The organism is Leifsonia sp. AG29 (assembly GCF_009765225.1).
Taxonomy (GTDB): domain Bacteria; phylum Actinomycetota; class Actinomycetes; order Actinomycetales; family Microbacteriaceae; genus Leifsonia.
Map to the genome: position 1 here is coordinate 1,223,038 of NZ_VMSF01000001.1, position 22,690 is coordinate 1,245,727.

Genomic DNA, 22,690 nt, shown 5'->3' on the forward strand with positions numbered 1-22,690 from the left:
TCCTTCGCGATCTGTCAACCGGGGGCGCCGACTGGGTCTTGTGGAGCCGTCCCGGACGCGACGAGACTGGCCTGACCCGGCGCGGTCGAGCGTGAACAGGGGCCGCGCCCGGACGGTCGAACGCGAGCGATGGAGCAGGAGGACCTCCCGTGGAGTACAAGGACATCCCCACCCGGGCCGACATCGAGCGGATCGCGGCGTTGCGATCGCCCGGTTGCGTGAGCATCTACCTTCCGACCGGGTCCACGCCGGCGGAGGCGGACCGGGCGCGCATCGAGCTCAAGAACCATCTCGGACACGCGGTCCGCTCCCTCGAGCAGCGCGGGGTCCCGCGAGGCATCGTCGACACGGTGCGCCGCGAGGGCGAGGGGATCCTCGAGGACCGCGACTTCTGGCGCTATCAGTCGCGCTCCCTGGCGGTGTTCCTCGATGGTGAGCTGTCCGAGACGTTCCGGCTCCCGAACCGGCTCTCCACCGCCTGCGAGATCTCCGACCGGTTCTACGTGAAGCCGCTGGTCCGCGCGGTCACCTTTCCGCAGACTGCTCTGATCCTGGCACTGGCGGGGAACTCGGTTCGGTTCCTCCGCATCGGGCCGGAGCGGCCGCCGGAACTCGTCGATGTGCCGGGCATGCCCAAGGACGTCGCCGACGCCGCGGGGCTCCCGTCGGTCAGCGGGCGAGGCGCGAACGGACGGATCCAGGGCTCCGAGGGGCACAAGGTCCGCATGCTCGAATACGTGCAGGCGATCGAGCGGTCCCTCCATCCGATCCTCGCCAACACGACCGACCCGCTCATCCTCGCGGCCTCCGAGCCTCTCGTCGGCATCTTCCGCGGCGCGAGCGACTACCCGCACCTCGTCGCCGAGGTCATCCCGGGCAATCCGGAGGAGAAGACGCCCGACGAGCTGGCGACCGCGGCGCGCGGCGTCCTCGACCGGCTCTACGCGGCGCAGGTCGAGACCCTCAAGCGAGACTTCGAGGCCCGCATCGCCGCCGGCACGGCGCTCGTCGACCTCAGCGACATCGCTCGCGCCGCCACGTTCGGTGCCGTCGAGACGCTGATCCTCGACATGGACCGTCGCGTGCCGGGCACCGTCGACGAGGAGTCGGGCGCCATCGAGCTCGACGAGGAGGACGCGGCAGGCGAGTACGGCGTCGTCGACGAGATCCTGCGGAGGTCGCTCGCCGCGAAGGCGCGCGTCTACGCCCTCCGTGCGGAGGACGTCCCGAACGGCGGCCCGGTCGCGGCCGCCGTGCGCTTCCCGGTGTGACCGGTTCAGCGCCTCCGGCTCAGCGCGTTCACGAGCGAGTCCTGCACGGCCGCCAGCCAGTTGTAGACGAGGAGCTGCATGACCGACTCCTCGGAGTCTGCCCGGTGTCCTCGTCGTGCTCGATGCCGAGCCGGGAGGCGAGCACGAGCCGGATCCCGGTGATCGTCCGCAGCCAGGCGCTCGCCTCGGCCTCGTCGAGACGGACCTGTGCGGGGCGACCCGGCTCATGCGCGAGCGACTGCGACATCGCGCGAGCCGCCTGCGCCTTGCGCTCGGCGAGCCCCTCGGCCGTGAAGCGCCGGAACTCGGCCGACGCCTCGGGGTCGTCGGGGTAGGCGTCGGGGAGGAGCCGCCTCAGTGCCGGGTCGGCGCTCGCCGCCCGGCCGTCGGTCGCCAGCCCGGCCAGTTCCTCCGCCTCCGAGGCGAGCACCGTCATGAGGTCCGCCTCCTGGGCCGTGAATCGTGCGGCGAGCTTCCCGTCCCTCGCGCGCCGGAAGACGCTCACGCGTCGGCCTTCGTCAGCGTCGCCCACAGACCGTAGTCGTGCATCGCCTCCACGTGCCGTTCCATCTCCTCCCGGGTGCCCGTCGCCACCACGGCGCGCCCCTCCGTGTGGACGAGCATCATGAGCCGTTCGGCCTCCGGTCGCGGATAGCCGAAGTACGTCTGGAAGACGTAGGTCACATAGCTCATCAGGTTGACCGGGTCGTTCCACACGATCGTCACCCACGGAGCGCCCAGCTCCAGGAGCTCGTCGGACTCCGTGAGCTCGAGCGTGCCGGCGTCGGTCAAGACCCCGCCTCGGCGCGCGCGATCGCCCCGGCCGCCCGCACGAGCGCGATGTGGGTCAGCGCCTGGGGCGTGTTGCCCGCGTGCGACCGGCCCTTGACGTCGTACTCCTCCGACAGCATGCCGACATCGTTCCGCAGGGCGACCAGGCGGTCCATCAGACCTCGCGCGTCGTCGAGCCTTCCGGAGCCCGCATACTGCTCGACGAGCCAGAACGAGCAGGCGAGGAAGGGATGCTCGCCAGGAGGAAGCCCGTCGACGCCGCTGCTCGTGCGGTAGCGCAGCACCAGCCCGTCGATCATCAGGTCCTCCTCGATGGCGCGCACCGTCCCCAGCATCCGCGGGTCCTCCGGCGAGACGAACCCGACCTGTGCGAGCTGCAGGAGCGACGCGTCCACCTCGGACGAGCCGTAGTACTGGACGTAGGTCTGTCGCTCGGCATCCCACCCGTTGGCTTCGATCTCGGCGCGGACGGCGTCGCGCTCGCGCCTCCACCGATCGACCGGCCCGTCCAGCCCGTAGTCCTCCACAGCACGCACCGCGCAGTCGAACGCTGCCCAGACCAGACCCCGCGAGTGCGTGAAATGCTGAGGCTCGCCGCGGATCTCCCAGATGCCGTGATCGGGCATGCGCCAGTTGTCCTCGAGGTACGCCATCAGCGCCCGCTGCAGCGCCCACGAGAAGCGGGTCTCCGCGTCGCCGGCGCGGCGGCCGCGGTCGAGGCCCAGCATCACCTCGCCGATCACGTCCGCCTGGAACTGGGTGGAGGCGCCGTTGCCGACCCGCACCGGCCGGGCGCCCTGGTACCCCGGCAGGCTCTCGATGACCCGCTCCTGCAGGTCGCGCTCGCCGGAGAGGCCGTACATGATCTGCAGATCGGCCGGGTCACCGGCGATCGCCCGCAGCAGCCAGTCCCGCCAATGGTCCACGGAGTCGTCGTAGCCGTACTCGAGCAGCACGCCGATGGTGAGGGAGGCGTCGCGGAGCCAGACGTACCGGTAGTCCCAGTTCCGCTCGCCCCCGAACTGCTCCGGAAGCGAGGTCGTCGCCGCCGCCACGATGCCTCCGGTCTCCAGGTGCGAGAGGGCGCGCATGAGAACGAGCGAGCGGACGACGGCGTCGCGGTACGGCCCTTCGTGCACGCACCCGGCGGCCCAGTCGGTCCACCACTCGCGCGTCCGCTGGAGCGAGGCCTCCACATCCAGGGGCTCGGGAGGCGTCCGGTGCGACGGGTACCAGGTGAGGCTCAGATCGATGACCTCGCCCGGACCGACCGTGAACTCGCCGGCGTGCGCATGGTCGATGGCGTGGAGGGACGAGCCACGCACGACGATCGCGTCGGGTCCGGCCACGGCCACGAGCGCGGACGGCCGCGTCGACGAGTCTTTCCTGACCCAGGGGGTTGCGCGGGCGTAGCCGAAGCGGATGCGGAGGTCCTGCCGCATGCGGACCTGCCCCCGGATCCCGCGCACGCGGCGGACGACGTCGGCACGGTGGTCGCCCATCGGCATCGCGTCGGTCACCTCGACCTCGCCCTCGGCGGTGCGCCAGCGCGTCACGAGGATCATCGTGTCGCCCTCGTAGTGCCGCGTGCTCGAGGCCGACGGGTCGGCCGGGGCGACCAGCCAGCGCCCGTGGTCCTCCGTGCCGAGGAGGCTCCCGAACATGGACTGCGAGTCGTAGCGGGGGAGGCACAGCCAGTCGATGCTCCCGTCCTTCCCGACGAGTGCCCCGGTGAAGCAGTCACTGATCAGGGCATAGTCCTCGATGGGAAGCGACATGATCCCAGTATGGACGTAGTGTGATCGGCATGACGCCCTCGGTCGACACTCTTGTGATTCTCGGAGCCTCCGGAGATCTCACCTCCCGTCTGCTGCTTCCCGCGATCGGCCAGCTGCTGACGGACCAGCCGCACCGGACGCTCTCGCTGCTCGGTTCCAGCAGTGAGGAGCTCGACGATGCCCGGTGGAGGGACGTCGTCCGGAAGGCCTTCGAGTCGGTGGAGGCGAAGGGCGACGCCGTGGAGCGCATCCTGAAGGAGACCCGCTATGTCGTCGCGGACGCGACGAGCGCGGAGGATCTGAAGGGGTTGCTGGCGGACGCGCAGGGCGTGCCCGCGCTGTACTTCGCCCTTCCTCCGGCCGTGGCCGCGAAGGCGTGCGACGCGCTCGGAGGGATCGAGCTGCCCGAGGGGCTCGCACTGGCGCTCGAGAAGCCGTTCGGGACGGACGAGAAGAGCGCCGTCGCCCTGAACGAGCAGCTCGCGCGGCTCGTTCCCGAGGACCGCATCCACCGCGTCGACCACTTCCTCGGCCGGTCCAGCGTGTTCAACCTCCTGGGCGTGCGGTTCGCGAACAGCCTTCTCGAGCCCGTGTGGAACAGTCACCACATCGACCGGGTCGACGTCGTGTACGACGAGACGCTGGGCCTCGAGGGGCGCGCCCGCTACTACGACACCGCGGGTGCGCTCGTCGACATGATCCAGAGCCACCTCCTCCAGGTGATGGCGGTGCTCGCGATGGAGCCGCCGTCGACGCTGGGGGCGGCCGACCTGCGGGACGCGAAAGCGATCCTCCTGCGGGCCACGCGGGTCTGGGGCGGCGATCCGGTGACCGGGAGCCGCCGCGCGCGGTACGCCGCGGGCGAGATCGACGGGCGCTCCCTCCCGGCCTACGCGGACGAGCAGGGCGTCGTCCCGGAGCGCGAGACGGAGACGCTCGCCGAGGTGACGCTCGAGGTGGACACGTGGCGCTGGAAGGGCGTGCCGTTCACCCTCCGGTCGGGCAAGGCGCTCGGCTCCCGTCGGCGCGAGATGGTCATCACGTTCACGCCGGCCCAGCAGATCCCCACCGGTCTCCACGGGGAGTCGGAGCCGGCGCGCCTCCGTCTGCTGTTCGCGCCCGACTCGATGTCCCTCGAGCTGAACATCAACGGCACCGATGACCCGTACGTCCTGGAACGCGCGGCACTCACCGCTGATTTCGGCCCGGGTGCACTGCTCGCCTACGCCGAGGTCATCGAGGGGATCCTCGACGGCGATCCGTCCCTGTCGGTCCGCGGAGACACGGCGGTGGAGTGCTGGCGGATCGTGGAACCGGTCGTGAAGGCGTGGAAGGACGACCTGGTGCCGCTCGAGGAGTACCCGGCCGGATCCGAAGGCCCGGAGGGGTGGGCTCCGCTGCCCTGATCGGGGCCGTCAGGCGGCGGGGCGCTCCTCGATGGCCGTGAAGGTGTCGGTGACCGGCTTGCGCAGGTCGGTCCAGACGGTGATCGGCGCGGGCTCCCACGTGAAGGCGACGGGCCCGTCGGCCTCGACGGCCGGTGCGTCGACCGCGGCGACGGTGTCGGGCTCGGGTTCGGCGACGTGCTCGGCGGCGGTTGCGGGCGTTGCGACCACAGCGGGCGCGAGGTGCTGCGGGGCCGACACGGGCTCACCGTTCTCGAGCCGCAGCCGCGCCTCCGCCAGGGCAGCGGTGATCCCCACTGAGACGGACTGCGCGAGGATCGAGTGGAAGAGGGCGTCGGTGTCGTCGGCGGCGCGGCGGACGACCGTCCACTCGCCGCTCGCACCGATGAGTTCGGACACCTTGCGGTGCACGATCTCCAGGATCTGCGCATCCGTCAACTGAGGGACAGGCGCCGCGGGCGCCGGTGCCGCGTGCCTTCTACGACCGAACATCGCACAACCCCTTCCAGGTTCACCGTCCCTACAAGTTTCCTGGAGGATCGCCGTGCGGGCGCGCGGGACACGCCGGGCATTTAGCCGGAAATCAGCGGGTCAACGCCCTTTTCGCGACCCGAGGGGCAGGATCTCGCGCTGTTCCGCCTCCTTCGACTCCTGGATCACGGTGCCGACGGCGATGATGAGCGACAGACCCGCATTGATCCACATCAGCGGTACCCGCCAGTCCCGGGGGCCGGTCTTGGTCGACTGGATGGTCGTCCAGAGGCCGATCGCGGCGCTGATCACGGCGCCGTTGAAGATGAACTTGCGCATGCGCATCCTTTCGTCGCCAGTAGCGTACGCTTCGATAGTCCGACCGTCAGGAGGTGCATGCGTACCGCGATCGTGGGCGTCGTGCTCCTCGTCCTGGGTGCCGTCGCGCTCGTCACCGGCGTCCTGCCGGTGCCCGAGGCGCTCGTGCTGTGGGACCGCGTGTGGCCGATCCTCCTGTTCGTCGCAGCCATCACGGTCGTGACGGAGCTGGCCGCCGAGGCCGGGGTGTTCACGGCACTCGCGCAGCAGACCGCGCGCTGGGGACGTGGACGGGCCTGGCTGCTGTGGCTGCTCGTGGTCGTCGTGGCCGCTCTGTCGACGATCTTCCTGTCGCTCGACACCACTGCCGTGCTGCTCACGCCGGTGGTCATCGTCATGGCCCGTCACGCCGGTCTCAACCCGCTCCCGTTCGCGCTCACGACGGTGTGGATGGCGAACACCGGCTCCCTCCTGCTCCCGGTGTCGAACCTGACGAACCTGCTGGCCCAGCGCACCATGGGGGACCCGTCGCCCGCCGCGTTCGCCGCGCTCATGTGGGCGCCCGCGCTCGTCGCCATGGTCGTCCCGATGGTCGTCGTGTTCATCGTCGCCCGACGATTCCTTCTCGTGCGCTACGAGACCGGGGAGGAGGACGGGATCGAGGATCCCGTCCTGTTCTGGCTGAGCGCGGTGGTCGTCGTGCTTCTGCTACCGCTCCTCGTCTCCGGTCTCCCGGTGTGGATCCCGACGTGCGCGGCGGCCGTGATCCTCATCGTCGCCTTCCTCGTCCGGCGTCGGGGCGTCGTGCGGTTCGGCCTGCTGCCGTGGCAGCTGCTGCTCCTCGCCGGAGGGCTCTTCCTGTTCATCGAGGCGCTCCACTCGGCCGGTCTCGGGACGCTCCTCGCCCGGATCTCGGGGACGGGGGAGTCGCCGCTCGCGCTGCTGCGGTTGTCCGCGACCGGGATGGTCGGCGCGAACGCGATCGACAACCTCCCGGCCTACCTGGCCCTGGAGCCGGTCGCCGACAGTCCCGGCCGGATCGCGGCGCTCCTCATCGGCGTCAATGCCGGCCCGCTCATCACGCCGTGGGCCTCGCTCGCCACCCTGCTGTGGCACCAGCGGCTCACCGCGTTCGACGTCGAGATCCGCTGGAGGCGCTACATACTCCTCGGCCTCATCGTCGCCCCGGTCACGGTGGTGCTGGCGACGCTCGCGCTGTCCGCCACCCTCTAGGGGAGGCGGCCAGCGCTCACTCGGACGGGAGGAGCTGCGCCGCGCTCACGACTCGGCTGCGCGCCACGGCGACGAGCGCGAGCCCGAAGCCGAACGCCGCCCAGAGGAGGAGGCCGCCGAGGCCGCGCAGCAGGTCTGACGTCCCGGCGACGGCGCCCTGGAGCGCCGTGATCGCGGGCGACGTCGGAAGCCAGGGGAGCGCGCCGTCGAAGAAACCGGGCGCGGTCGACACGATGCCGGAGGCCAGGGTGATCACGACGACGAGCATCGACAGGAACCGGCCGACGCCTCCGAGCAGCGCGACCAGCCCGTGGTTGACGGCGGCGAAGGCCACGCCCGCGGCTGCCGAGACCGCGGCGAATCCCGCCCACCCCACGGGGTCGAGGCCGAGGGCGGGCTGCATGATCGCGGCCACCAGCACTCCCTGGACCACGCCCAGCAGGGCGCCGGGCACGAGGCCGTCGAGAACGATGAAGCCGGCGGCGCGCGACGTGAGCAGGGCGCGGCGCGAGACGGCCTGGAGCACGAGGAACGTGGCCAGCGCGCCGAGCCACAGCGCCACGGACGTGAAGAGCGGGACGCTGTCGGTCCCGAACGGGGTCGCGGCGGCGGACTTCTGGGTCACCGGCTGCGACGCCACCTTCGCGAGATTGGTGCGCTGTCCGCTGTCGTAGCTGGGCAGCTTCGCAACCGCCTGATCGAGGCCGGCCGCCAGCGACGACGCGCCGGCCGCCGATTGGTCCGCAGCGGAGGCGAGAGCCGGGACGCCCGCGGCGAACTGGTTGACGCCGGCCGCGTACTGGGCAGCACCGTCGGCGGACTGGGACGCTCCAGAGGCGAGTTGCTGCGCACCGGAGGCCGACTTCGCGACGCCTCCTGACAGCTGCTGCGCACCGGTCGCTGACTGCGCGATCCCCGCTGTGAGCGCGGGCATGCCGTCGGCTAGCTGCTTGGTCCCTCCCGCGACCTGCTGCGACGCGGCGATGAGACCCGGTTGGCCGTTCTGCCCTGTCGTCAGCCCGGTCCGCGTCTGGGCGATCCCCTGGCAGATCGGATCGGCGGCGGTGTGCAGGGCGACGCAGCCGTCGTAGAGCTTGCCGAGGCCGTCAGCGGTCTGCTGGACGCCGCTCGCGACGCCGGCGGTGCCGGTCGCCAGCTGCTGCGTCTGCGCAGGCAGCTGCGCGGTGCTGTTCTGGAGGGTCGACAGGCCTCCTGCGAGGCCGCTGGCGCCTCCCGAGAGCTGCCCGAGTCCCTGGGACAGTCCGCTCACGCCCGCGGAGAGCTGTGAGACGCCTCCCGACAGCTGGTCGGCCCCGGTCGCGAGTTGAGCGGCGCCGTTCGCGAGCTGATGCGTGCCCGCCGCCAGCTGCGTCAGGCCCGAGGCGAGGCTCTTGGCGCCGGAAGCCGCCTGTCCGAGCTGGTCGTGGAGCGTGTTGAAGCCCACGTAGACGTTCTCGAGGTAGGTGCTCGTGAGCTGCTTGTTCAGCACGGCGGTCGCCGTGGTCGTCACGGCCTGGCTGATGGCCGGGTCGACCAGCTTCGACTTGTCGCTGGTCCGGACGTCGATCGTCGCCTGGGATGCCTCGGACGGGGCGCCCGCCGTCGAGGTCGCGGCCTTCGAGAAGTTCTCCGGGATCGTGACCACCGCGACGTACTCGCCGCTCGCGACGCCCTTGTCGGCGTCTTTGCGATCGGTCAGCACCCAGGTGAAGTTGTCGTTCTTCGCGCCGATCAGGCCGGCCGCCATCTGACGGCCGAGCGGGACCGTCTGCCCGTTCAGGGTGACCGGCTTGTCGAGGTTGACCACGGCGGCCCTGACCTCGCCGAGCCGCTCGGTCGGGTTCCACAGCGCCCACACCAGGAGACCGCCGATGACGATCGGGACGAGCAGCAGGCCCACCAGGGTGAGCCAGGTCACGCGTTTGTCGGAGCGCATGCGCTCGAGCGAGAACAGCGAGCGCGGGCGGCGGAGGGACGGATCGGTGCGGGTCATCGGGCATCGGCCTTCTCGAGGTGCGCGCCGTGCTCGGAGCGCTCGTGGTCGGTGAGGGCGGGGGCGGAGGGCACGCCGGAGACGTGGCCGCCGTCGAGCAGCAGCTCGCTGGGCTCGGCGCTCTCCGGGAGGACGTCATCGAGAGCGGCCGGGTCGACGCAGCTGACGACCAGCGCGAACGGCCGCTGTTCGACCCGTGCGCGGCTGAGCGCGGCGCTCAGCTCGGAGCGGATGCGCCGGCGCTCGACCGGGTCGGTGACGCCGTCGATGGCGTCCAGGGCGAGCAGCCGGGGCCGTGCCTCCAGGGCGCGCCGCAGGTCGTCGACGGGGGTCTCGGTCCCGGTCAGGCGGACGACGGCGGTGCGCGACCGGACCGCTGCGCCGCGGGTGGGGAGGACCATTCCGGCGACTTTGACCGTCCCTCCCGTGACTCGGGTGCGGCCCGTGATCGCCATGAGCAGCGCCGTGGCGGCGGTGCGGTCGTTGCCGTGCACGACGAGGATCTCTCCGTCTGCGATGCGGAACGAGACGCCGCCGACCAGGTCGCGGCCGCGCGCGGACACGGCGAGGCCGTCGGCCGCGGCGACGAAGGCGCGGCCGGGCTCGGGCCATTCGGCGAGTTCGAGTTCTTTCTGGAGGCCGTCGCCTTCGACGTCGAACGACGGGAGGATGCGGTCGAGCCAGCGGGGCATCCACCAGGCCCTGTCGCCCAGGAGCTGCAGCACGGCCGGGACGAGGGTCATGCGGACGATGAACGCGTCGACGAAGACGCCGACGGCGAGGCCGAGCGCGATCGGCTTGATCGCACTGTCGCCCTCGGGCACGAACGCGGCGAACACGGAGATCATGATGATCGCCGCGGCGGTCACGACCTTGGCGGAGCCGACGAAGCCGCTCTGGATGGCGCGGCGGGCGTGACCTCCGTGGACGTAGTCCTCGCGGATCCGGCTGACCAGGAACACCTCGTAGTCCATCGCGAGGCCGAACAGCACGCCCATGAGGATGATCGGCATGAAGCTGATGATCGGGCCCGTCTTGTCCACGTGCAGGGCGTCGGCGAACCAGCCCCACTCGAACACGGCGGTGACCGCCCCGAACGCGACGCCGACCGAGAGCAGGTAGCCCAGTGCGGCCTTGATCGGCACGGCGATGGAGCGGAAGACCATGGTCAGCAGCACCAGGGAGAGCCCGACCACGAGGACGCCGAACGGGAGGAGCGCGCCTCCGAGCCGGCTGGAGACGTCGATCTGCGCGGCCGTGTTGCCGGTGACTTTCAGATCGACCCCGTACCGGTCGAGGAAGTGCTGGTGCTTGCTGCGCAGCTCGGCGACGAGGTCGGCGGTGCGCGGGTCGTCGGGGCCGGTGGTCGGGACGACCTGGACGATGCCGGTGTCGGCGTTCTGGTTGGGGGTGGACAGCGGCACGGAGGCCACGCCGGGCAGGGCCGCGATCTCGTCGCCCAGTTTCTTCATCAGCCCGAGCGGGTCGGTGCTGGAGATGATCGAGCCGGTGACGATCAGCGGGCCGTTGTAGCCGGGCCCGAAGTGCTCCGAGACCAGGTCGTACGCGATCCGAGCCGGGGAGTCCTTCGGCTGCGACCCTGCGTCCGGGAGGGCCAGCCGCAGCTGCAGCGCCGGGAGGGCGGCGATCCCGAGGGCGAGGATCACCGCCACGACCGTCACGATCGGGAACCGCGTCACCGCGCGCACCCACCCGCGGAAGAACCCCGGCGGGACCTCCGCCTTGGCCGCATGCGCGAACGTCGGCGAGGAGGCGGGCTCCCTCTCCTGCGCAGCCGCCGCGTCCTCGCCCCCGGTGGAGTCGAGCTCCCGCTGCGCGCGCTGCGCGCGCCCGGCCTTGCGCCTCCCGGGGATCAAGCGCGCGCCGGCGAAGCCGAGCAGGGCCGGCGTGAGGGTCAGACCGATGAGGACGGCGACAGCGACGGCAGCCGAGGCCGCCAGCCCCATGGTGGTGAGGAAGGGGATGTTCGCCACCGCCAGCCCGGCGAGGGCGATGATGACGGTGATGCCCGCGAACAGCACGGCCGAGCCCGCCGTGGCGACCGAGCGCGCGGCCGACTCCTCGGGCGGGACGCCCGCCTTCAGCTGGCTCTGATGGCGCGAGATGATGAACAGCGAATAGTCGATGCCGACGGCCAGGCCGAGCATCAGTGCGAGCATGGGCGTCGTCGACGAGATCGAGCCGAACAGGGTCGCGATGAAGATCAGGCACATCGAGATCGCGACCCCGAGGATCGCGGTGAGGAGGGGCATCCCGGCGGCGAGGAACGACCCGAACGTGATGACCAGCACGACGAGAGCGACCCCGACGCCGATGAGCTCGATGACCGAGAGCGTCGGGAGGTTCTGCGAGAAGAGCTGACCGCCGACCGCCTCCTTCGACCCCGCCGGCAGCTTCCTGCCGAGGTCGGCCCCCGCCTGCTTCAGCGCGGTCTTCGTCTCGGGCGGGACCGTCGTCGTCTGGCCCTTCAACTGGACCGTGATGATGGCCGCGGACCGGTCGGAGGAGATGAGGTCCTTGACCTGGGAGGAGTAGGGCGACGTGGTGCCGGAGACGCCCGGGATCCTGCCGATCGACGCCACGGCCGCCTCGACCGGCTTCCGGATCGCCGGGGCGTCCACGGTCGAGCCCTCCGGGGCGACGACCACGATCTGGGCGCTGGTCCCGCTGACCTGCGGGAACGTGCGGCTCAGCGTGTCGAGGGCTGCCTGCGACTCGGTGCCGGGGATGCTGAAGCTGTTGTCGGTGCCCTGGTTCAGGAAGACGGCACCGGCGCCGAGGAGCGCGAGGAGGCCGATCCAGATAACGAGGACGAGGGCGCGGGCGCGGTAGGCCCAGCGGCCGACCGAATACAGGAGCGAGGACACGCGTTCTCCAGCGGAAGTCAGCAACAGCGTCGGAAAGGAATTCGATACACCGTTGTATCCGATGCTCGACTGTATCGGATACACTGATGAATCGAAATCTGACTCAGGAAGGTTTCAGTTTGGACAGCACAGCTCTCAGGGATACGCCCCCGGGCGCCGGCGAGGACGCACCCGCCGAGTCCGCGCGCCGCCAGCGCACCCGCGCGCGCCTCCTCGACGCCGCCCTCGACGTCTTCGCCGAGCACGGCGTGCGGGCCGCGAGCGTCGAGATGATCGCCGAGGCCGCCGGCTTCACCCGCGGGGCCTTCTACTCCAACTTCTCCAGCAAAGAGGAGCTGTTCTTCGCCCTGATGGAGCGCGAGAAGGCGATGAGGCTCGAACAGCTGACGACCGGCGTCGAACAGTTCCTCACGCCGCTCGTCGGCTCGGGAGGGACGGATCTCGACGACCGGCAGGTCGTCGCGACGATCACGCGCATCCTCGAGCTGCAGTCCGACGACCGCCGCTGGTGGCTCGTCCAGGCCGAATTCCAGCTGCTCGCCCTGCGCGACCACACCATCGCCGCCGACTACCTCCGCTACCACGACGGCTTCTTCAGCGAGCTGACCGAGATCGTCGTCGCCGCCCTCGCCAGCGCTCGCCGCCGGTTCACGATCGACCCCGAGGAGGCGGTGCGCGTCATCGCGCAGCTCTGCGCCGAGGGCGAGGCGCGCGCCGTCCTCGGCGACGACGCCCGGTCGTTCCCGGAGCGCCTCTCGGAGTCCGTGCCGGCCGTCCTCCTGGCGCTCACCGAGCGCGTCTGACCGGGAGGCGGCGCCCAGGCGGCTCCGATCCGGTCCCGAGCCGCAGCGACTAGCATCGAGCGGATGCGAGCCACCAGAACCGGACGCCCCGAAGCCCGACTCGCCGGTGCCGTCTGCCTGCTCGCCCTGGGGGCTCTTCTCGCGGGCTGCACGGGGGGCGGGGCCGCGCAACCGGAGACGGCGGCGACCGCACCGGCGACGACGCCGACTCCGGCTCCGACGCGCGACCCGTTCCCGTCCGAGCCGCTCACGGCGACGACCCGCTACATCGCGATCGGCGACTCCTACGCAGCCGGCATGGGCGGCGGCGAGGAGCAGGGCGCCTGCCGGCTGAGCGCCAACGGCTACCCGGCGCAGTTCGCGCGGCGGTCGGGTGTCGACCTCGTCGTGAACGCCGCCTGCGCCGGCGCGACGACCACCGACCTCCTCGCCCACCAGCTCCTCGCCCTCGACGACCGCACCGACCTCGTGACGCTCAGCGTCGGGGGCAACGACCTCGGCGTCGCGGCCATCGCGACGGACTGCGCCGCGCGGCGGGCGGAGGCGTGCCGCAACGAGGTCACCGGCGCCCTGTCCCTCCTCAACGTCCTGCCCGATCGGCTCGACGACGTGTACGCGGCGGTCGCGAAGGCGGCCCCGAACGCGAGAATCGTCGTCACCGGGTACGCGCTGATGTGGGACGCCGCCGACCCGTCGGCCCCCGACTTCCAGACCTCGGCGGCGATGAACGCGGCGACGATCGGACTGAACGAGGTCATCCGGCAGGCCGTCGACAAGCAGCGTGCCGCCGGGGTGGCGATGACCTACGTCGAGCCCGATTTCGCGGGCCACGCGATCAACGACCCGGTCCCGTGGCTGCACCACAGCGGTCCGTACGCGTTCCATCCCACGGCGCGCGGCTACGCGGAGTACACGAAGCGGTTGCTGAAGCTGCTCGGCACGGCCTCCTGAGTGCCGTCAGGCGACGGGCTCGGCGGCGTGCTCGCGCGCGAAGCCGATCGTCTCCTCCAGGAGCGCTCGGCGCTCCTCCTCGTCCTTGGCCCTCCGTGTGTTCACCTCGGCGACGACCGAACCCGACCACCCGGTCGCCGCCAGCAGCTGCAGGACCTCGGCCACGGGCTGGGTCCCTCTGCCCGGCACGAGATGCTCGTCGAACACGCGACCGTCGTCGAGGGCGCCCGAGCCGTCGCAGAGGTGCACGTGACGCAGCCGCGGACCGAGCTCGCGAGCGAGGTCGAGCCCGTCGATGCCGCTGAGCGCGGCGTGCGAGAAGTCCAGGGTGACCGCGTCGCAGTCCATGCCGAGCGGGTTCCAGCCCGGGGAGTAGGCCGCCATGCCGCGGCCGCCGACCTTCCACGGGAACATGTTCTCGACCGCGATCTCGACGCCGGTCATGACGGCGGTCGACCGCACGATGCCGAGGAACTCCTCGGCATACCCGGACTGCCAGCGGAACGGCGGGTGCACGACCACGGTCTCCGCTCCGACCTCGGCCGCGAGTTCCGCCGACCGCTCCAGCTTGCCCCGAGGGTCGCGCCCCCACACGAAGTGCGTCAGCAGCAGCACCGGGGCGTGCACGCTGAGCACAGGGAGCCGGTGCTCCTCGCTCAGGGCGCGGAGCTCGCGGGCCGACTGGGTCGTCTCGTCGCGCGTCACCATGACCTCCACGCCGTCGAAGCCGACGGCGGCGGCGAGGCGGAACGCCTCCCGGACGCCGAGGGGGTACACGCTGGAGGTGCCCATCCCGATGCGCATCACGTCGTCACTCTAGTCACGCGGGCTGAACCCGTCATGACCGTCCGGAGAACAGCTTCGGAGGCGGGAGGAGCGCCGCTGCCGGGCCCCGGCCACCCGAAAACGACGCTGGTACGCTGGCAGCAATCGTGAGCCCCACCCATCGAGGGAGTTGACCGACCATTACGCCCAACCCTGATCGAGAGGCGTCGCCCGACGCGTTCGACCTCGTCATCGTCTCCAACCGCCTCCCCGTCGACCGTGTGGTCGACGACGCGGGGCAGGCGAGCTGGCGTCCCTCCCCGGGCGGCCTCGTCGCCGCCCTGGAGCCCGTGATGCGATCGCAGGACGGGGTGTGGATCGGCTGGGCCGGGGTCGCCGGCGAGGAGATCGACCCGTTCGAGGCGGGCGGCATCAGCATCCACCCCGTGCCGCTCAGCGAGCAGGAGCTCCAGGAGTACTACGAGGGCTTCTCGAACGACACGCTCTGGCCGCTCTACCACGACGTGATCGCCCAGCCGAGCTACCACCGCGAATGGTGGGAGAGCTACGTGCGGGTCAACCGCCGCTTCGCCGATGCGGCCGCCTCGGTGGCCGCCCGCGGGGCGGTCGTGTGGGTGCACGACTACCAGCTGCAGCTGGTCCCGGCCATGCTCCGCGAGGTGCGGCCCGACCTCGTCATCGGCTTCTTCAACCACATCCCGTTCCCGCCCTACGGCATCTACTCGCAGCTGCCGTGGCGGCGTCAGATCATCGACGGGCTCCTCGGCGCCGACGTCATCGGGTTCCAGCGCGTGGCCGACGCCGGCAACTTCTCGCGCGCCGTCCGCCGTCTCAAGGGGTACGAGACCCGCGGGCCGATCATCGAGGTGCCGATCGACGCCGACGACCCCGAGGCCGGTTCGCACCGCCACGTCACCACCGACCGCCGCGGCGGGCTCGTCCGCACGGTGCTGGCCCGCGCATTCCCCATCTCGATCGACGCCGACCAGTACCAGGAGCTGGCGCGCAGACCGGAGATCCAAGCCCGGGCGCAGGAGATCCGCGCCGAGCTCGGGAACCCGGAGAAGATCATGCTCGGCGTCGACCGGCTGGACTACACGAAAGGCATCGGTCACCGGCTGAAGGCGTTCGGCGAACTCCTCGCCGAGGGCCGGATCGACGTCGAGGACGTCACCCTCGTCCAGGTCGCGAGCCCCAGCCGGGAGCGCGTCGAGACGTACCGCCAGCTGCGCGACGAGATCGAGCTCACCGTCGGCCGCATCAACGGCGACTACTCGACGCTCGGCCACAGCGCGGTGGCCTACCTCCACCACGGCTACCCGAGGGAGGAGATGGTCGCGCTGTACCTCGCCGCCGACGTTATGCTCGTGACCGCTCTGCGCGACGGCATGAACCTCGTCGCCAAGGAGTACGTGGCCACGCGCGTCGACGAGGACGGCATCCTCGTGCTGAGCGAGTTCGCGGGGGCGTCAGACGAGCTCCGCCAGGCGCTCCTCATCAACCCCCACGACATCGAGGGTCTGAAGGACGCGATCATGCAGGCGGTCACCATGCCGAAGCGTGACCGGACGCGCCGCATGCGCGCGCTGCGCAAGAAGGTGCTGACGAACGACGTCGCCCGCTGGTCGGCGTCCTTCCTCGACGCGCTGGTCCGCAGCGCGCACGGCGACCACCCCCTCCAGAACCCGCCGGTCAACCGGCGCTGAGCCGGGACCGGCGCCGAGACACCAGACGGAAGACCATGACCGACACAGCCTCCCCGCGCCCGCACGCCTCCGCCGCCACCCTCGCCCTCGCCGGTGCTCTCCGCGAGCTGGCGGAAGCCGACCGCCTCCTGCTCGCCCTCGACTTCGACGGCACCCTGGCCCCGTTCGTCGACGTCCCCAAGGGCGCTCGCGCCCTGCCCGCCGCGAAGGCCGCGCTCGACCGGCTCGAGCGCCTCCCGGAGACCTGGGTGGCCTACGTCTCGGGGCGGCCGCTGTCCAGCCTCGAGATCGTCACCGAAGCCGATGAGGACGCCCTCCTGATCGGCTCGCACGGCGCGGAGATCCGCTTCGGCCGGGACGGTGTCTCGCTCGACCTGAGCCCGGACGAGCAGGAGACGCTCGGGCGCCTGGGGGAGGCGCTCCAGGCGCTCGTCGACAGCATCCCGGACACGCGGCTCGAGACGAAGCCGGTCGGGTTCGGCGTGCACTACCGGCTGCTCCCTCCCGAGGAGGGGCCCGCGGTCGTCGAGCGCGCCCGGGAGGCGGCCGCAGCGGTGAGCGACCGGCTCACCATCCGCGACGGCAAGGACATCATCGAGTTCTCGGTGCGCGAGGCCCACAAGGGGCACGGGATCGAGCGCCTGCGCGAGTACACCCGGGCGACCGCGGTGCTCTTCGCGGGGGACGACGTGACTGACGAGGACGGCTTCGGGGTGCTCCGCCGCGGCGACGTCGGCATCAAGGTGGGGGAGGGCGACACCGACGCCCGGTACCGCGTCGCCGACGAGGAGGCGGTGGCCAAGCTGCTCACTCTGCTCGCGCAGGCGCGCGAAGAGCACGCCTCCCGCGCACGCTGACCCCCTCCACAGACGCCTCGTACGGCCGACCGTCCACCGGTCCGACGCATGGTCGGAGCGGCATCCGGGAAGTCCTAGAGTTGTTCCATGCCTGAGATCGATTGGAAACCGCGCTCGCGCGTCGTCACGGACGGAATCGAAGCCACCACCAGCCGCGGCATGCTGCGCGCGGTCGGCATGGGGGACGAGGACTGGGAGAAGCCGCAGGTCGGCATCGCGTCCTCGTGGAACGAGATCACGCCGTGCAACCTGTCGCTCGACCGGCTCGCCCAGGGCGCGAAGGAGGGCGTGCACGGCGGGGGCGGCTATCCGCTCCAGTTCGGCACCATCTCCGTCTCCGACGGCATATCGATGGGCCACGAGGGCATGCACTTCAGCCTCGTCTCTCGCGAGGTCATCGCCGACTCGGTCGAGACCGTCATGATGGCCGAGCGCCTCGACGGCATGGTCCTGCTCGCGGGCTGCGACAAGTCGCTCCCCGGCATGCTCATGGCGGCGGCGCGTCTCGACCTCTCCGCCGTGTTCCTCTACGCGGGCTCCATCGCTCCGGGCTGGGTCAAGCTGTCCGACGGCACCGAGAAGGACGTCACGATCATCGACTCCTTCGAGGCGGTCGGTGCGTGCAAGGCCGGCAAGATGAGCGAAGAGGACCTGAAGCGCATCGAGTGCGCGATCGCCCCGGGCGAGGGCGCGTGCGGCGGCATGTACACCGCCAACACGATGGCTTCCGTGGCCGAGGCGCTCGGCATGTCCCTCCCGGGCTCGGCCGCCCCGCCGTCGGCCGACCGCCGTCGCGACTACTTCGCGCACCGCTCGGGCGAGGCCGTCGTCGAGCTGCTGCGCAAGGGCATCACCGCCCGCGACATCCTCACCAAGAAGGCCTTCGAGAACGCGATCGCGGTCGCCATGGCCTTCGGCGGCTCGACGAATGTGGTGCTCCACCTGCTCGCGATCGCGCACGAGGCCGACGTCGACCTCACGATCGACGACTTCAACCGCATCGGCTCGAAGGTCCCGCACATCGGCGACCTCAAGCCGTTCGGCAAGTACGTCATGAACGACGTGGACCGCCACGGCGGCGTGCCGGTCGTCATGAAGGCGCTGCTCGACGCCGGGCTGCTGCACGGCGACTGCCTGACCGTCACCGGCAAGACGGTCGCCGAGAACCTGGCCGAGATCAACCCGCCCGCGCCGGACGGGCAGGTCATGCGCAGCCTCGACAACCCCATCCACCCGACCGGCGGTCTCACGATCCTCAAGGGATCGCTCGCCCCCGAGGGCGCGGTGGTGAAGACCGCCGGATTCGACGCCGATGTCTTCGAGGGTCCCGCCCGCGTCTTCGAGCGCGAGCGCGAGGCGATGGACGCCCTCACCGAGGGCCGGATCTACGCCGGCGACGTCGTCATCATCCGCTACGAAGGCCCCAAGGGCGGCCCGGGCATGCGCGAGATGCTGGCGATCACCGCCGCCATCAAGGGCGCAGGCCTCGGCAAGGATGTACTACTATTGACGGACGGACGATTCTCAGGCGGCACAACCGGCCTGTGCATCGGCCACATAGCACCCGAAGCGGTGGACGCTGGTCCCATCGCCTTCGTGCGCGATGGTGATCTGATACGGGTCGATATCGCGGCTCGCTCCCTCGACCTACTTGTCGACGAGTCCGAGCTGACCGCCCGCCGTGAAGGCTGGGCGCCGCTTCCTCCGCGCTATACCCGTGGCGTTCTCGCGAAGTACTCCAAGCTCGTGCGCTCCGCCGCGGAGGGCGCGGTCACGGGGTGATCCTCGCCTCCCGCTCGCTCATCCATCGTTTCGCTTGTAAGGACTGATAAGGCATGTCCACGGATGCAACCCCCGGTACTGTGTTGCCGTCCGCGACGCCGGGCAAGGCGTCGCCCGAGCTGCTGACCGGCTCGCAGTCGGTCGTCCGCACCCTCGAGCTCCTCGGCGTCACCGACGTCTTCGGGCTCCCGGGAGGGGCGATCCTCCCGATCTACGACGCGATCATGGACTCCACCAAGATCCGTCACATCCTGGTGCGCCACGAGCAGGGCGGCGGTCACGCCGCCGAGGGCTACGCGGTCGCCGCCAACCGGGTCGGCGTCGCGATGGCGACCTCCGGTCCCGGTGCGACCAACCTCGTCACCGCGATCATGGACGCGCACATGGACTCGGTCCCCGTGGTGTTCATCACGGGGCAGGTGTTCTCCACCCTCATGGGCACGGACGCCTTCCAGGAGGCCGACATCGTCGGCATCACGATGCCGATCACGAAGCACTCGTTCCTCGTGAAGACGGCGGAGGAGATCCCGGCGACCATCGCCGCTGCGTACCACATCGCCGGCACCGGGCGCCCCGGTCCCGTTCTCGTCGACATCACGAAGGACGCCCAGCAGAACTCCGTCCCGTTCGTGTGGCCGCCCAAGATCGATCTGCCCGGCTACCGCCCGATCACCAAGGCGCACGGCAAGCAGGTCCTCGCCGCGGCGCAGCTCCTCGCGGAGGCGCAGAAGCCGGTCCTGTACGTCGGCGGCGGCGTGATCCGCTCGCGCGCCTCCCAGGAGCTCATCGAGCTCGCCGAGGCCACGGGCGCGCCGGTCGTCACCACCCTCATGGCGCGCGGCGCATTCCCGGACAGCCACCAGCAGCACCTCGGCATGCCGGGAATGCACGGCACGGTCCCGGCCGTGCTCGCGCTCCAGGAGGCCGACCTGATCGTGGCCCTCGGCGCGCGGTTCGACGACCGCGTCACCGGCAACACCTCCCTGTTCGCACCCAACGCGAAGATCGTTCACGTCGACGTCGACCCCGCCGAGATCTCGAAGATCCGCGTCGCCGACGTCCCCATCGTCGGCGATGCCAAGGACGTCATCGTCGATCTGACCGCGGCGTTCCAGGACGCCACCCGGGGCCGCGAGACCGACCTGGTCGAGTGGTGGACCTACCTGAACGGGCTCCGCGAGGAGTTCCCGCTCGGATACACGCCGACGAGCGACGGCCTCCTCGCGCCCCAGCACATCATCCAGCGGATCGGCCAGCTCACCGGCCCGGAGGCGATCTACACCGCCGGCGTCGGCCAGCACCAGATGTGGGCCGCCCAGTTCATCACCTACGACCGGCCCAACTCCTGGCTGAACTCCGGGGGCGCCGGCACGATGGGCTACTCCGTCCCCGCGGCGATGGGTGCGAAGGTCGCGCAGCCCGACCGCGTGGTGTGGGCGATCGACGGCGACGGCTGCTTCCAGATGACCAACCAGGAGCTCGCCACCTGCACCATCAACAACATCCCGATCAAGGTGGCGATCATCAACAACTCGTCGCTCGGGATGGTGCGGCAGTGGCAGACGCTGTTCTACGACGGCCGCTACTCGAACACCGACCTCAACACCGGCCATGACACCGTCCGGGTCCCCGACTTCGTCAAGATGGCGGAGGCGTACGGCGCCCTCGGCATCCGGGTCACGAAAGAGGAGGAGGTCGACGCAGCGATCAAGCTCGCGCTCGAGACGAACGACCGCCCGGTGGTCATCGACTTCGTGGTGAGCGCCGACGCGATGGTGTGGCCGATGGTCCCGCAGGGCGTCAGCAACAGCTACGTCCAGTACGCCCGCGACCACAGCCCGGCCTTCGGAGAGGAATGACCCCGTGAGCACGCACGTCCTGAGCCTCCTCGTCGAGGACAAGCCCGGTCTGCTGACCCGCGTCGCCGGCCTCTTCGCGCGCCGCGGGTTCAACATCCACTCCCTCGCGGTGGGCACCAGCGAGGTCGACGGCCTGTCGCGCATCACCGTGGTCGTCGACGTCGAGGACCTGCCCCTCGAGCAGGTGACGAAGCAGCTCAACAAGCTGATCAACGTCATCAAGATCGTCGAGCTCGACCCCGCCCAGTCGGTCCAGCGCGAGCACCTCCTCATCAAGGTCCGCGTCGACAACTCGACCCGGTCCCAGGTGCTCGAGGCGGTCAACCTGTTCCGCGCCCGTGTGGTCGACGTCGCCACCGACGCCCTCGTGATCGAGGTCACCGGAGACAGCGGCAAGACCCAGGCGCTGCTCAAGGTGCTCGAGCCCTACGGCATCAAGGAGATGGCGCAGTCGGGCCTCCTCGCGATCGGCCGCGGTTCCAAGTCCATCACCGAGCGCGTCTTCAAGAACTGACCCCGAAGCTTCACCACCGCACAGAAGGAGAATCCACCAGTGGCTGAGATCTACTACGACAACGACGCCGACCTCTCGATCATCCAGGGCAAGAAGGTCGCCGTCATCGGCTACGGCTCGCAGGGCCACGCGCACGCGCAGAACCTCCGCGACTCGGGCGTCGAGGTCGTCATCGGCCTCAAGGAGGGCTCGAAGTCGAAGCCCAAGGCCGAGGAGGCGGGCTTCCGCGTCCTCTCGGCCGCCGAGGCCGCGAAGTGGGCCGACGTGGTCGTCATCCTCGCCCCCGACCAGGTGCAGCGCACCCTGTACGCGGAGGACATCGAGGCGAACCTGGAGGAGGGCAACGCGCTCGTCTTCGGCCACGGCTTCAACATCCGCTTCGGCTACATCCAGGCGCCCGAGGGTGTTGACGTGATCATGGTCGCCCCCAAGGGCCCCGGCCACACCGTCCGCCGCGAGTACGAGGCCGGCCGCGGCGTCCCCGTGATCGTCGCCGTCGAGAAGGACGCCACCGGCAACGCCTGGCCGCTCGTCCTGTCGTACGGCAAGGGCATCGGCGGCCTCCGCGCCGGCGGCATCAAGACCACCTTCACCGAGGAGACCGAGACCGACCTGTTCGGCGAGCAGGCCGTGCTGTGCGGCGGCGTCTCCCAGCTCGTCCAGTACGGCTTCGAGACCCTGACCGAGGCCGGCTACCAGCCCCAGGTCGCCTACTTCGAGGTGCTCCACGAGCTCAAGCTGATCGTCGACCTCATGTGGGAGGGCGGCATCGCCAAGCAGCGCTGGAGCGTCTCCGACACCGCCGAGTACGGCGACTACGTCTCCGGCCCGCGCGTGATCGACCCGCACGTCAAGGAGAACATGAAGGCGGTCCTCGCCGACATCCAGGACGGCACCTTCGCCAAGCGCTTCATCGCCGACCAGGACGCCGGAGCGCCGGAGTTCCTCGCGCTCCGCAAGAAGGGCGAGCAGCACCCCATCGAGGCGACCGGCCGCGAGCTGCGCAAGCTGTTCGCGTGGAACGCCTCCAACGACGACGACTACGTCGACGGCGAGGTCGCTCGCTGACCTCGCTCTGACCGCGAGCACGAAGGGTGCCGCGCCGACCGGCGCGGCACCCTTCGTCGTCTGCGCGGAACCGCCGGGCTGCCGGTAGTTCGGCGTAACGCGGCTGAAGCGCCCCCTCCCTCCCCGCTAGAGTTGGGTTCTCCCCGCTATGCTCAGGGCCCCCCGTGCCCCGTCGAAGCGGTGCGAGCTCTCCCAAGCCAGCCCTCGCACATCC

General features: G+C 70.6%; 19 protein-coding genes. 11 read left to right on the forward strand and 8 right to left on the reverse strand.

The window, feature by feature from the left end; translation table 11 throughout:
• Window positions 1–149: 149 nt before the first annotated feature.
• The gene (locus tag FPT20_RS05940; RefSeq protein WP_158863505.1) at window positions 150–1,271 is read left to right on the forward strand and encodes a baeRF8 domain-containing protein; all 1,122 of its coding nucleotides are present in this window, start codon (window positions 150–152) and stop codon (window positions 1,269–1,271) included.
• 28 nt (window positions 1,272–1,299) lie between these two features.
• Here the strand turns inward: FPT20_RS05940 and FPT20_RS05945 are convergent, their stop codons facing one another.
• Genes FPT20_RS05945 through FPT20_RS05955 form a run of 3 tightly spaced genes read right to left on the reverse strand, consistent with a single transcriptional unit; the run spans window position 1,300 to window position 3,841 of the window.
• Complete coding sequence (locus FPT20_RS05945; RefSeq protein WP_233265405.1) at window positions 1,300–1,776, reverse strand: DUF2017 family protein; 477 nt, start codon at window positions 1,774–1,776, stop codon at window positions 1,300–1,302.
• Window positions 1,773–2,063: an ATP-dependent Clp protease adapter ClpS gene (gene clpS / locus FPT20_RS05950; RefSeq protein WP_158863507.1), complete on the reverse strand. Its 291-nt coding sequence runs from the start codon at window positions 2,061–2,063 to the stop codon at window positions 1,773–1,775. Before clpS ends, FPT20_RS05945 begins: the two co-directional genes overlap by 4 nt.
• Window positions 2,060–3,841: a glycoside hydrolase family 15 protein gene (locus FPT20_RS05955; protein ID WP_158863509.1), complete on the reverse strand. Its 1,782-nt coding sequence runs from the start codon at window positions 3,839–3,841 to the stop codon at window positions 2,060–2,062. Before FPT20_RS05955 ends, clpS begins: the two co-directional genes overlap by 4 nt.
• A 29-nt stretch (window positions 3,842–3,870) precedes the next feature.
• On the opposite strand from FPT20_RS05955, the gene FPT20_RS05960 reads away from it, so the two are divergent.
• Complete coding sequence (locus FPT20_RS05960; RefSeq protein ID WP_199245684.1) at window positions 3,871–5,247, forward strand: glucose-6-phosphate dehydrogenase; 1,377 nt, start codon at window positions 3,871–3,873, stop codon at window positions 5,245–5,247.
• Between the two features lie 9 nt (window positions 5,248–5,256).
• Here FPT20_RS05960 and FPT20_RS05965 read toward each other — a convergent pair whose 3' ends face one another.
• Entirely contained in the window at window positions 5,257–5,739 is a 483-nt protein-coding gene (locus FPT20_RS05965) for a hypothetical protein (RefSeq protein WP_158863513.1), read from the reverse strand.
• A gap of 99 nt (window positions 5,740–5,838) precedes the next feature.
• On the reverse strand, window positions 5,839–6,057 hold the full coding sequence (locus FPT20_RS05970) for a hypothetical protein (protein WP_158863515.1): 219 nt from the start codon (window positions 6,055–6,057) through the stop codon (window positions 5,839–5,841).
• A 57-nt stretch (window positions 6,058–6,114) separates the two neighbouring features.
• Between FPT20_RS05970 and FPT20_RS05975 the strand changes: the two genes are divergently transcribed.
• Window positions 6,115–7,269 carry an SLC13 family permease gene (locus FPT20_RS05975; protein WP_158863517.1) on the forward strand — a complete coding sequence of 385 codons (1,155 nt, stop codon included), beginning with the start codon at window positions 6,115–6,117 and terminating at the stop codon, window positions 7,267–7,269.
• Window positions 7,270–7,285: 16 nt separating this feature from the next.
• On the opposite strand, the gene FPT20_RS05980 is transcribed toward FPT20_RS05975, so the two are convergent.
• Both FPT20_RS05980 and FPT20_RS05985 read right to left on the reverse strand, forming a co-directional pair.
• Window positions 7,286–9,262, reverse strand: a complete 1,977-nt coding sequence (locus FPT20_RS05980) for a YhgE/Pip domain-containing protein (protein WP_158863519.1) — start codon at window positions 9,260–9,262, stop codon at window positions 7,286–7,288.
• Window positions 9,259–12,150, reverse strand: coding sequence for an MMPL family transporter (locus FPT20_RS05985; RefSeq protein ID WP_158863521.1), 2,892 nt, complete (start codon window positions 12,148–12,150; stop codon window positions 9,259–9,261). The genes FPT20_RS05980 and FPT20_RS05985 overlap by 4 nt, the downstream gene beginning before the upstream one ends.
• A 119-nt stretch (window positions 12,151–12,269) precedes the next feature.
• Here FPT20_RS05985 and FPT20_RS05990 point away from each other — a divergent pair, with 119 nt between their 5' ends.
• Window positions 12,270–12,953 carry a TetR/AcrR family transcriptional regulator gene (locus FPT20_RS05990; RefSeq protein ID WP_233265406.1) on the forward strand — a complete coding sequence of 228 codons (684 nt, stop codon included), beginning with the start codon at window positions 12,270–12,272 and terminating at the stop codon, window positions 12,951–12,953.
• A gap of 63 nt (window positions 12,954–13,016) precedes the next feature.
• Window positions 13,017–13,904 (forward strand): SGNH/GDSL hydrolase family protein, encoded by an 888-nt coding sequence (locus tag FPT20_RS05995; protein ID WP_233265407.1) that lies wholly within the window; start codon window positions 13,017–13,019, stop codon window positions 13,902–13,904.
• Between the two features lie 6 nt (window positions 13,905–13,910).
• Here FPT20_RS05995 and FPT20_RS06000 read toward each other — a convergent pair whose 3' ends face one another.
• Window positions 13,911–14,711: a sugar phosphate isomerase/epimerase family protein gene (locus tag FPT20_RS06000; protein WP_158863525.1), complete on the reverse strand. Its 801-nt coding sequence runs from the start codon at window positions 14,709–14,711 to the stop codon at window positions 13,911–13,913.
• Between the two features lie 239 nt (window positions 14,712–14,950).
• Between FPT20_RS06000 and otsA the strand changes: the two genes are divergently transcribed.
• From otsA to ilvC, 6 genes are all read left to right on the forward strand, one after another.
• Window positions 14,951–16,396: an alpha,alpha-trehalose-phosphate synthase (UDP-forming) gene (gene otsA, locus FPT20_RS06005; protein WP_325064782.1), complete on the forward strand. Its 1,446-nt coding sequence runs from the start codon at window positions 14,951–14,953 to the stop codon at window positions 16,394–16,396.
• A gap of 35 nt (window positions 16,397–16,431) precedes the next feature.
• Window positions 16,432–17,253 (forward strand): trehalose-phosphatase, encoded by an 822-nt coding sequence (gene otsB, locus FPT20_RS06010; RefSeq protein WP_158863527.1) that lies wholly within the window; start codon window positions 16,432–16,434, stop codon window positions 17,251–17,253.
• 87 nt (window positions 17,254–17,340) lie between these two features.
• Window positions 17,341–19,035, forward strand: a complete 1,695-nt coding sequence (gene ilvD / locus FPT20_RS06015; protein ID WP_158863529.1) for a dihydroxy-acid dehydratase — start codon at window positions 17,341–17,343, stop codon at window positions 19,033–19,035.
• 53 nt (window positions 19,036–19,088) lie between these two features.
• Complete coding sequence (locus FPT20_RS06020; protein WP_199245691.1) at window positions 19,089–20,894, forward strand: acetolactate synthase large subunit; 1,806 nt, start codon at window positions 19,089–19,091, stop codon at window positions 20,892–20,894.
• A gap of 4 nt (window positions 20,895–20,898) precedes the next feature.
• The gene (gene ilvN / locus FPT20_RS06025) at window positions 20,899–21,408 is read left to right on the forward strand and encodes an acetolactate synthase small subunit (protein WP_158863531.1); all 510 of its coding nucleotides are present in this window, start codon (window positions 20,899–20,901) and stop codon (window positions 21,406–21,408) included.
• Window positions 21,409–21,447: 39 nt separating this feature from the next.
• Complete coding sequence (ilvC, locus tag FPT20_RS06030) at window positions 21,448–22,476, forward strand: ketol-acid reductoisomerase (RefSeq protein WP_158863533.1); 1,029 nt, start codon at window positions 21,448–21,450, stop codon at window positions 22,474–22,476.
• Window positions 22,477–22,690: the final 214 nt, after the last annotated feature.

Bases quoted from the DNA above. Each gene is read 5' to 3' on its own strand.
- FPT20_RS05955 (WP_158863509.1), bottom strand. From the start codon at position 3,841: ATGTCGCTTCCCATCGAGGACTATGCCCTGATCAGTGACTGCTTCACC.
- FPT20_RS05960 (WP_199245684.1), top strand. From the start codon at position 3,871: ATGACGCCCTCGGTCGACACTCTTGTGATTCTCGGAGCCTCCGGAGAT.
- FPT20_RS05965 (WP_158863513.1), bottom strand. From the start codon at position 5,739: ATGTTCGGTCGTAGAAGGCACGCGGCACCGGCGCCCGCGGCGCCTGTC.
- FPT20_RS05970 (WP_158863515.1), bottom strand. From the start codon at position 6,057: ATGCGCAAGTTCATCTTCAACGGCGCCGTGATCAGCGCCGCGATCGGC.
- FPT20_RS05975 (WP_158863517.1), top strand. From the start codon at position 6,115: ATGCGTACCGCGATCGTGGGCGTCGTGCTCCTCGTCCTGGGTGCCGTC.
- FPT20_RS05980 (WP_158863519.1), bottom strand. From the start codon at position 9,262: ATGACCCGCACCGATCCGTCCCTCCGCCGCCCGCGCTCGCTGTTCTCG.
- FPT20_RS05995 (WP_233265407.1), top strand. From the start codon at position 13,017: ATGCGAGCCACCAGAACCGGACGCCCCGAAGCCCGACTCGCCGGTGCC.
- otsB (WP_158863527.1), top strand. From the start codon at position 16,432: ATGACCGACACAGCCTCCCCGCGCCCGCACGCCTCCGCCGCCACCCTC.
- ilvD (WP_158863529.1), top strand. From the start codon at position 17,341: ATGCCTGAGATCGATTGGAAACCGCGCTCGCGCGTCGTCACGGACGGA.
- FPT20_RS06020 (WP_199245691.1), top strand. From the start codon at position 19,089: ATGTCCACGGATGCAACCCCCGGTACTGTGTTGCCGTCCGCGACGCCG.